Below are 9,500 nucleotides of genomic sequence, written 5' to 3' on the forward strand. Positions count from 1 at the left end.
AGAGAATTAATGAAATGCTAAATAATGTAACTTTTATTGATGGCATTTCTGAGCATGAAGTTGACAAAATAAAACAGGATAAAAATTATGCCGCTTAATTCCCATACACTAGATTTGACAATAACTCCTCATTTGACTGCTATAGGCTGCTTCTGTATTGGTACAAACCAAGTTGACCTTAAGACTGCTCAAAATCTAGGAATACCTGTATTTAATGCTCCGTTTTCAAATACTCGTAGTGTTGCTGAACTTGTATTAGCTGAAGCAATTTTGTTGATACGTAATGTAATTGATAAAAATGCTAAAACTCATCGTGGTGAATGGCATAAATCTGCTGATAATGCTAATGAAGTGAGAGGTAAAACTCTTGGAATCATTGGCTATGGCCATATTAGTATGCAGCTTGGGATTTTAGCAGAGAGTATAGGCTTAAATGTCATATTTTACGATATAGAAGAAAAGCTTCCATTAGGAAATGCTAATGCTGTAGAAAGTTTAGAGACTCTACTTAAAAATTCTGATGTTGTTTCACTACATGTACCTCAACTGCCTACAACTGCAAATATGATTTCTGCTAAAGAACTTAGTTTTATGAAAGAAAACTCAGTACTAATTAATGCTTCTAGAGGAAATGTTGTTGATATTGATGCTTTAGTTGAAGTTTTGAAAAATGGCAAACTAAAAGGTGCTGCTATAGACGCTTTCCCCAAAGAACCATCTACTAAGGGTGAAATATTTGAAAGCCCACTAAGAGGCTTTGACAATGTTTTCTTAACGCCTCATATTGGTGGTAGTACTATCGAAGCGCAGGAAAATATTGCCAATGAAGTTGCTGCTAAGCTTATTAAATATTCTGATAATGGCTCGACTCTAAATGCCGTAAATTTCCCAGAATTATCACTACCTAGCCATACTGAAACTCATAGAATATTACATATACACCAAAATATACCTGGCACTATGAATGAGCTAAACAAGATATTAGCTGCAAAAAACATTGACGTTGAAGGGCAATATCTCAGAACTCTAGAGAATATTGGTTATGTTGTGATGGATATTAAATCAACTTCTGATGAAGCAAAAGATCTTATTGATGAATTCAAAAAAATCAAAACAACAATAAAAGCTCGTTTTCTTGTATAAATGTCTCTAGATAAAACCCAAATTATCTCTCAAATTTTAAAATACTCACCCTCTAACATAATTATCGGTTATAGTGGTGGTGTAGATTCAAGTGTTTTATTAGACATAACAAAAGATTTAGACATTCCAACTATTGCTATTTATGTTAACCACAACATCCATCCTGATGCACTAAAATGGCAATTACATTGCCAAGCAAAATGTAATAATACAAATATAAAATTCATAGCTCACTCTCTAGATCAAGCTCCCAAAGGAGAAAGTTTTGAAGCTTGGGCAAGTAAGCAAAGGATGGATTTCTTTATTGAGATCATGAGTCAGTATTCTAATCCGATTCTTCTACTAGGTCATCATCTAGATGATCAAGCTGAAACATTCCTAATTCAAGCGATAAGAGGATCAGGATTAGCTGGACTAGCTAGTATGCCATACTATAAACAATTAAATCATGGAGCTGTACTTCGCCCTCTTTTAGATTATACAAAGAAAGATATTCAAGACTATGCAAGCCATTATAAGATTAATCACATCTATGATGATAGTAATGAGAATATAAAATATCGTCGAAATCTTATTCGTAATAAAATAATGCCAATATTAGAACAAGTCAATCTAAATATTAGCAGAACTCTTTCTCGAAGTGCTAAGATCTGTGCAGAAAGTAATAACATATTACAAAAGTTACTTAATGAAAAATTACAGAAGATTTCTAAAGATAATAGCCTGATTATCTCTGAGTTACTTACCTTAGATAAAGATATACAAAGGAGTTTAATTCATCACTGGTTTAAAGAAACAACAAACCAAAGTCTAAAAAATAAGCAAACCGAAGAAATACATAAAGCTCTTAATAGTGATATACACACTGGCTGGCAGTTTGATATCAATCAACAATATCAAATATCTGTAGAATATAATCAACTAATAATCAAGAATAATAACCTAATAGATTTAAACTCAGATGATAAAGATATAATTGAATGGCTCAAAAAGAAATGGAATAAGGACTTTAATGCTGAAGAAATTATAGTCCGAGAAAGACAAGCTTCTGATAAATGTAGATATCAAGGCAGAGACAAAGCAAATAAGTTAAAAGTACTATTCCAAGAACTGAAAATACCAGCATCAGAACGTTCTAAAGCAAAAGTTATATTACTAAATAATAAAATAATCGCCGTTTATCCTTTTTTCATATGTGATTAATCTAGCTTCTCTTCTTGGCCAAGAGAGTATTATAAACCTTCTGAATTCCTTCAGCTTCATTTTGAATTTTATATTTTGATGACACCAAATCATAACCATTTTGAGCTATTTCATATCTTAATTTATCATCAGACATTAAGATATCTAACTTCTCAGCAATTTGTTGACTTGATTTTGGTTCAATTAAATAGGCATTTTGAGCATCAGAAATAATCTCAGGCCAAGCACCAGCTTTAGTAGCAATCACAGCACATTTAGATGCCATTGCCTCAAGAGCTGGCAAGCCAAAACCTTCTTTATGACTAGCACAAACTACGATATCTAAAGCTCTATACCAACTTTGAATCTCTTTGCTATTCTTGATAAATCCTGTAAATATTATCCGTTCTGACAAACCTGCTTGCTTAACCATCTGTTCTAGTTGTTTTTTGAACTCTAAATCTTTAGGTGTTGCTTCACCAATAACTACAGCTGTCCAATCAGGATATTTTATTAGCATAGCTATTACTGCTTCAATAAACTCATAAGTTCCTTTAGACTTTCTGATTCTGCCAAATATTCCTATACCATATTTACCTGGTAATTTTCTATTTTGCCACTCTTGAGCCTTATTGCCAGCTGGATAAAAAACTTCAGTATTAACTCCATGCGGTACTATATAGGGTGGTCTCTCAAGATATTTTGCAGATATTTCAGATGGACATATAACAGCTTCCATTCTGTTTATATAAAATTTTGTCAGTTTTTTATGATGCCTTTGTGCTACAGAGGTAAAAACTAGTATTATTTTATACCTGAAAATATACTTTAAAATTATTCCCACAAGCATATCGATGTTTCTACGTGCATGCCAAATACGCCATTTATCACGCCAACACTTAAATAAAAAGTCTCTAAATCTAATCGTCTTGATACCATTAAAATCAATATTAAAACCCATACCTACAATATTTACTAGCTTAGCTTGCTCTGGCATCACAGCTAACATACTAGCATTAATCCCAGAAAATCTACGACCTAATGACAAGGCAACAACTTCAATATCTTTTATATCTTTAGTTTCCACTGATTTAATTACAATAATATGTTATATCAGACATACTAAAGCAATATCTGATTATTTACAAGAGTCTCAAAATCTAAGAAATAGTAATTACTAATATTTACTGATATCTAATAATTGTAATGTAAGAATTACTGGCTTAAAGTGTTATAATGTTTTCATATATTAGTTAGTTATTTGAAGTAATAGATGTCCTTTTTAAAAAAAATTTATAATATATTTTCTTACAAAAAACCCATCATAAAAGACAATACATTTTTGCTATGGGAGCCTTGTACACACAGCCATGCTGAAATAGTTCCTGGATTTGCGAAATATTTACTTGATTTGGGTTACCATGTTTCTATCCTAATCAATCCTAAAAGATACAATGAAGGATTATTCTGTAGATTTGACAATGAAAATATCTCGTACAATAAAATGTCTAAAAGACAAATTCGCAAGTTTTTCAAAAAAAGCACTCTAGATAATGTCCAAGGAACATTGATCACAACTATTGGTAAACTATATGATGGTAAAGATCTAGACCAAGCATATAACTTTTTTAATAAAAAAGCGGATAGAAATAAACTTTTCTTTGTCGAGCATGAAATTGATAGCTACTTTGATAATAATCCTGAAACACGTAAAGATATTATCACACTTAGAACAATGGACTACAAAAATGCGACTACTATAGCTGTTAACCCCCACTATTTTGGACAATTCAAGCTAAATAACAAAAACTCTCTAACAACTTTTGTTACTATTGGTGCAATTTCAGAAAAAAGAAAAAGCACTAAACTGCTTGTAAATACTGTAGAAGAACTAGTAAATACGGGTGTTACTAACTTCAAAGTTGTTGTTATTGGTAAAGGAAATATCAAAGATTTACCTACACACCTGCAAAAGTATTTTGATATCAAAGGACGTCTTGATTTCAAAGAAATGTATACTGAAATTGAAAAAGCTGACTTTATCCTATCAGCATACGAAAATAATCCTGACCATATCAAATATATTACTTATAAGACTAGTGGTACATTTCAACTTGTCTATGGTTTTCTAAAGCCAATTATTATCAGAGAAAGTTTTGCTCCAATAAATGGTTTTAATAATGATAATGCCATACTCTACAAACAAGATGATAATTATGCAGAAGCTATGACTAAAGCAATAGAGTTATCTCAGCACGATTATTTGCAAATGCGCGAAAACCTCAAAAAATACTCAGATCAACTATATTGCCAATCGCTGAAAAATTTACAATGCGAAATTAAAAACAGACATTAATTCTTGAATTACTTTTCGTTCTTAATTATTTTTCTAATAAGAAATAAACTACGCGAGTTGGTTGTAATAGGATATACTTGATACCTGTCAATCTAGCCTTATTAAGCTTACCTTCAAGATAGAGTGAATCGATAATATAGCGCCCTTTTCTCTTGTTAAAGAATTTTGACTTAATTCTATCAATTTTTCCAGAAGCAAAACATTTGCCAGTAAACCAGCATAACGAATAATTACCAGCAAAACTTTTCTTTAGATTTACATGAAGATCTTTTTTATATGAACGATTATATTCTGGTTTTATAAACATCGAGTTTTGATGTGTATATATCGCGTCTTTTATATATGGAAAAAGCTCAAATCTAAAGTTATTTATATTATTAACACCTGAGTGTAATGGAGTCTTTTCTTGTTGATTAACTGTTAGATTAATTGCTTTGCCCAACAAACCTGGACCTGTGATGCTTAAAGGATCATTTCCATAAAAACCATTCTTTGAGTTCTCTACTATCATTTCAATAGCTTTTTTTAGGAATGGATGCTTTGGCTTCGAACAGATAAATGCCTGATAAATATAGCCATCAAACTCATAGTCTGATTTATATTTATCTTTAACTGAAGCAAACTCAATATCATAGCATAAAACATCATCAAGACTAACTAATAACTCTTGCTTAATATCGCTATACACGCCACCATGTATGTATAGCACACAATAGCGCCACAAATCACATTTATAAGCCCCAGGTATTATATTATCATAAGCTTCAAGAACATCTTTTTCAAAGTTCTCTTTGAGAAACTCGCGACACGCTTCATCATCAAAGAAATGAAACTCCCAATCAGGGTTTTTATCAATCCATGTATAAACTGCATTATACATCTCTTGACTTACCTCACTTGTTCTCCAAGTTTTAAAAATCTTTTTGGTAATGTACTGGTATTCTATAGAATTTGATGATTTAGCTCTTGAGGGAATAAAAGCCGGAATTTTTTTAATCGAAGTTGACATAAATAAAAGTCCAAATAGGTTTAATGTTTATACGCTAAGTTATTCCAGTATAAAACTTTAACAAATACTATGAAAATATACTAACTCAAAATACGTTTTTTGCAAATATAGCAATAAGATTTAAACTATTAAGAAGTTATAGTATTAGAATCTTTACTTTCTTCACAATTTCTTTGAGCTAAGAATATTGCCGTTAAGTTAGCAAATAAAATAACCATTATTTGTGTAGTAAAAAAATAATCAAACAAGCAGCCAATAAACATTGCTAATATTAAAACTCTAAAATAAACTCGGTTGCGATAGTCTAACCATCTTGCTTCAACAAAAAATGCCACAAAACATAATAAAAGAGAAACTCCAGCAACTATACCTGCCCTAAAAATATAATTGATAAATTCATCATGAGCCATAATACCGTCATTAACCACACGTGGATCATCTCTTAATCGTTGATTTTCATTTATCAAAATTTTAGTACATTGAATAACATCAGTAGTACTTGTAAGATAAGGACATCCCAGTATATAAAGTTTAGGATATTCTCTTAAAACTTTGAATGAAGAACTATAGTATAACAATCTAAGTCCAGTCGATGTCTCATACTGTTTCCTAGCATCTGTATTATCATAATCTTGATTAAAAAATACTTGCGATTCTTCCACAGATGTTTGTAATCTATAATGAAAAATACCCGAGAATTTATAAACAACTCCAAAGATAATACTAATTATGACAATACAGCAAGTTAAAATCGTTATAAGTCGCTTTATACATAACTTATCGTTTTTAAAACTAAAATACTTTAAAGCTATAAATGAATAGTATACAAATACTACAAATTCAATAACATAGCCTGCCTTACTAAGATTTACAAAAAGATCAATAAAAATCACTAATAATCCAGCAACAAACATCAATATTTTTAATAGTAAATTTGGCATTCTAATAGCTTTACCAATAATTACCACAGCAGAAAAAGGAAATGTCAACGCCACTATTGACTGGATAACACTACCTCCATGTATCCCAAAGTATATCTGACTAACTACAAAATTTGCATGTAGTAGATATCTAAATAACGCATACAAAGAAAATATAACTACAATAGCTAGATAAAAATTCAAAAGATAATTAGCATACTTAGTATTTTTAGATAGAAAGTAACTAGCTGAACATATATATAGAAATATAAATATAGGATTTGAAAAACCCAATATTAACTTAATATCTAAATTGCCACTAGCAAAAGATGCATAAATCATACCAATATTTATCATTATCGCAGATAACAATAAAAACTGAAGTGACTTATTGTTTTTGAGGACTTTAAAAACCTCTTTATTAAAAAGAGAGAAAAAAATAATTAATATAAACCCTACCGAGATAAAAAATCTAGCAAAAAAGAAAATACTTACAAACATTACCAACATAAGCATAAATACTATCTTGGTGTATATTTCAGATCTCAAAACTTTTCTCCCAACATAAAATATATAATTTTACTGCGATACTACAAATTATAGTATAACAGCTCTTATTTTTAATAATAAAACGATTCTGTTAATTAAACTAAAGTTTTTAGTAGTTTAAATATTTCCTTAAATGACTTATTTAGCTTATTTTTCTCAATCTCTTTATGATGATTTCTAATTAACTGACGTAACTTCTGTACATCTATGTTAGCATATTCTTCTATAAGCTTATCTAAAGTAGCGTTAGATTTGCTAGGATCCAAAAGATTACTACGAATATTCTCTAAACGTTGAAGCATAAGGTTTGTACTTTTATCTTTATTCACTAGAACATCATAAGCTTGATAAATTTCTTCTAGATTGTCTGTTTTTCTTAGTAACTTACCTATGAACTGTATTTGTCTTTTTAAAGCTATCTTTTGTAAATTTTTAGCATTAAGAATATTATTTTTTAGATTTTCATCTATTGGTAGCTTACCTAGCTGCTCCTTACTTAGTTCAGTTAAGGATCTACCAAAATCAGTTATCTCTAATGCATCTTTTTTTACAGTAGTCTTACTCTTTACAGCTTTGTATTGCGAGTTTTCTTCTTCACGTTGCAAACGCTCTATTTCATCTAGGTCTATTACTTTGCTCATAGCTATTATTTTAATTTGCTTATATATATATATAATATAAGCTATAATTTTAAACGTTTAATTTATTTTATCCACCTAAAAAATATCAGGAGACTACCAAATATGTTTAGCTTTGAAAAAAATAGCTTAAAAAACACTGATAAAGAAATTTTTGACGCTATAGAACTTGAGGTTAAAAGACAACATGAACATGTTGAACTTATTGCATCAGAAAACTATGCAAGCCCAGCTGTAATGGAGGCTCAGGGTTCTCAACTCACTAATAAATATGCTGAAGGCTATCATGGAAAAAGATATTATGGTGGCTGCGAATTTGTTGATATAGCAGAGAGGTTAGCTATTGAAAGAGCTCAAAAACTATTTGGTGTTGATTACGCAAATGTTCAACCTCATTCAGGATCACAAGCAAATGCTGCTGTATATAATGCGGTACTTAAACCAGGTGATACAGTACTTGGTATGGACCTTGGTGCTGGTGGACATTTGACTCATGGTAGCAAGGTTAATTTCTCGGGTAAAATTTATAATTCTATTCAGTATGGTCTAAATGAAAATGGTGACATAGACTACAAACGGGTAGCTGAACTTGCTAAAGAACATAAGCCAAAAATGATAATTGCTGGATTCTCAGCGTTCTCTGGAATTATTGATTGGAAAAAGTTCAGAGAAATTGCAGACTCAGTAGATGCTGTACTTATGGCTGATATTGCTCACGTTGCAGGACTTGTTGCTGCTGGCTTATACCCAAATCCATTCCCTCACGTTGATGTTGCAACTACAACTACCCACAAAACTCTAAGAGGCCCAAGAGGTGGATTAATACTTTGTAATGATAATCCTGAACTAGCTAAAAAGTTCCAGTCAGCTATTTTTCCAGGTATTCAGGGCGGACCTTTGATGCATGTAATTGCAGCTAAAGCAGTTGCTTTTAAAGAAGCATTAGAACCTAGCTTTATTGACTACCAAAAGCAGGTATTAAGAAATGCTAAAGCTATGGAAAAAGTCCTAAAAGAGCGTAGCATAAATATTATTTCAGGTGGTACCAATAATCACTTACTACTATTAGATATAACAAATACAGGATTCTCAGGTAAAGAAGCTGAAGCTGCTTTAGGCAGAGCAAATATTACTGTGAACAAAAACTCAATACCTAATGACCCTCGCTCTCCATTTGTTACAAGTGGCTTAAGAATAGGAAGCCCAGCTATCACAACTAGAGGATTCAAAGAAGCTGAGTGTGAGCAAATCGCAAACTGGTTGGCAGATGTAGTATATAATTGTGGAAATGAGAAAGTTGAAAATGAAACAGCTGCAAAAGTTTTAGAACTTTGTGAGAGATTCCCTGTTTACAAATAGATATCTTAATTTTATTTTCAGCAATATCGAGCTCTTATCTTCAGAACTAAATCTTGATGATTAATTTTAAATTTCACCAAAAGTCTTTTATTTGCTAGATTGTATTCTCAATGTTTATAGAGATACCAAAATGTACTTCATTAGGTGTCAAGTAATTTAAACATTTCTTAGGTCTATTATTCAAGTCTATCTGTAACTTTCTAATGTATTGATGAGATATATTGTTAAAGTTAGTACCTTTAGGTATAAATTGTCTGATATACCTATTCATGTTTTCATTAGTACCTCTTTGCCAAGGACTGTATGGATCAGCAAAGAATACTTTGATGCCAGTCTTGCTAGTT

The 9,500-nt window shown here is 31.0% G+C and carries 9 protein-coding genes; 4 read left to right on the top strand and 5 right to left on the bottom strand.

Going from position 1 to position 9,500, the window contains the following annotated elements:
- The first annotated feature begins 87 nt into the window (after nt 1-87).
- Nucleotides 88-1,143 carry a phosphoglycerate dehydrogenase gene (serA, locus tag F8C69_RS06830; protein WP_417935908.1) on the top strand — a complete coding sequence of 352 codons (1,056 nt, stop codon included), beginning with the start codon at nt 88-90 and terminating at the stop codon, nt 1,141-1,143.
- A complete protein-coding gene (gene tilS, locus F8C69_RS06835; protein ID WP_159184681.1) occupies nt 1,144-2,346 on the top strand; it encodes a tRNA lysidine(34) synthetase TilS in 1,203 nt (400 codons plus the stop codon). It abuts the gene before it with no gap.
- 1 nt (nt 2,347) lies between these two features.
- Here tilS and F8C69_RS06840 read toward each other — a convergent pair whose 3' ends face one another.
- Complete coding sequence (locus tag F8C69_RS06840) at nt 2,348-3,412, bottom strand: glycosyltransferase family 4 protein (RefSeq protein WP_159184682.1); 1,065 nt, start codon at nt 3,410-3,412, stop codon at nt 2,348-2,350.
- 186 nt (nt 3,413-3,598) lie between these two features.
- Between F8C69_RS06840 and F8C69_RS06845 the strand changes: the two genes are divergently transcribed.
- Entirely contained in the window at nt 3,599-4,681 is a 1,083-nt protein-coding gene (locus tag F8C69_RS06845) for a hypothetical protein (protein ID WP_159184683.1), read from the top strand.
- A gap of 25 nt (nt 4,682-4,706) precedes the next feature.
- Here the strand turns inward: F8C69_RS06845 and F8C69_RS06850 are convergent, their stop codons facing one another.
- From F8C69_RS06850 to yjgA, 3 genes are all read right to left on the bottom strand, one after another.
- On the bottom strand, nt 4,707-5,561 hold the full coding sequence (locus tag F8C69_RS06850; protein ID WP_234393519.1) for a glycosyltransferase family 32 protein: 855 nt from the start codon (nt 5,559-5,561) through the stop codon (nt 4,707-4,709).
- Between the two features lie 257 nt (nt 5,562-5,818).
- A complete protein-coding gene (locus F8C69_RS06855) occupies nt 5,819-7,159 on the bottom strand; it encodes a hypothetical protein (RefSeq protein WP_200147147.1) in 1,341 nt (446 codons plus the stop codon).
- 95 nt (nt 7,160-7,254) lie between these two features.
- Nucleotides 7,255-7,800, bottom strand: coding sequence for a ribosome biogenesis factor YjgA (yjgA, locus tag F8C69_RS06860; protein WP_159184684.1), 546 nt, complete (start codon nt 7,798-7,800; stop codon nt 7,255-7,257).
- 102 nt (nt 7,801-7,902) lie between these two features.
- On the opposite strand from yjgA, the gene glyA reads away from it, so the two are divergent.
- Nucleotides 7,903-9,156, top strand: coding sequence for a serine hydroxymethyltransferase (glyA, locus tag F8C69_RS06865; protein ID WP_159184685.1), 1,254 nt, complete (start codon nt 7,903-7,905; stop codon nt 9,154-9,156).
- A 94-nt stretch (nt 9,157-9,250) separates the two neighbouring features.
- Here glyA and F8C69_RS06870 read toward each other — a convergent pair.
- Nucleotides 9,251-9,500: IS30 family transposase (locus tag F8C69_RS06870; protein WP_159183763.1), on the bottom strand; the 250-nt coding region annotated here is incomplete at its 5' end.

This window comes from Francisella noatunensis subsp. noatunensis, assembly GCF_009823375.1.
Lineage (GTDB): Bacteria > Pseudomonadota > Gammaproteobacteria > Francisellales > Francisellaceae > Francisella > Francisella noatunensis.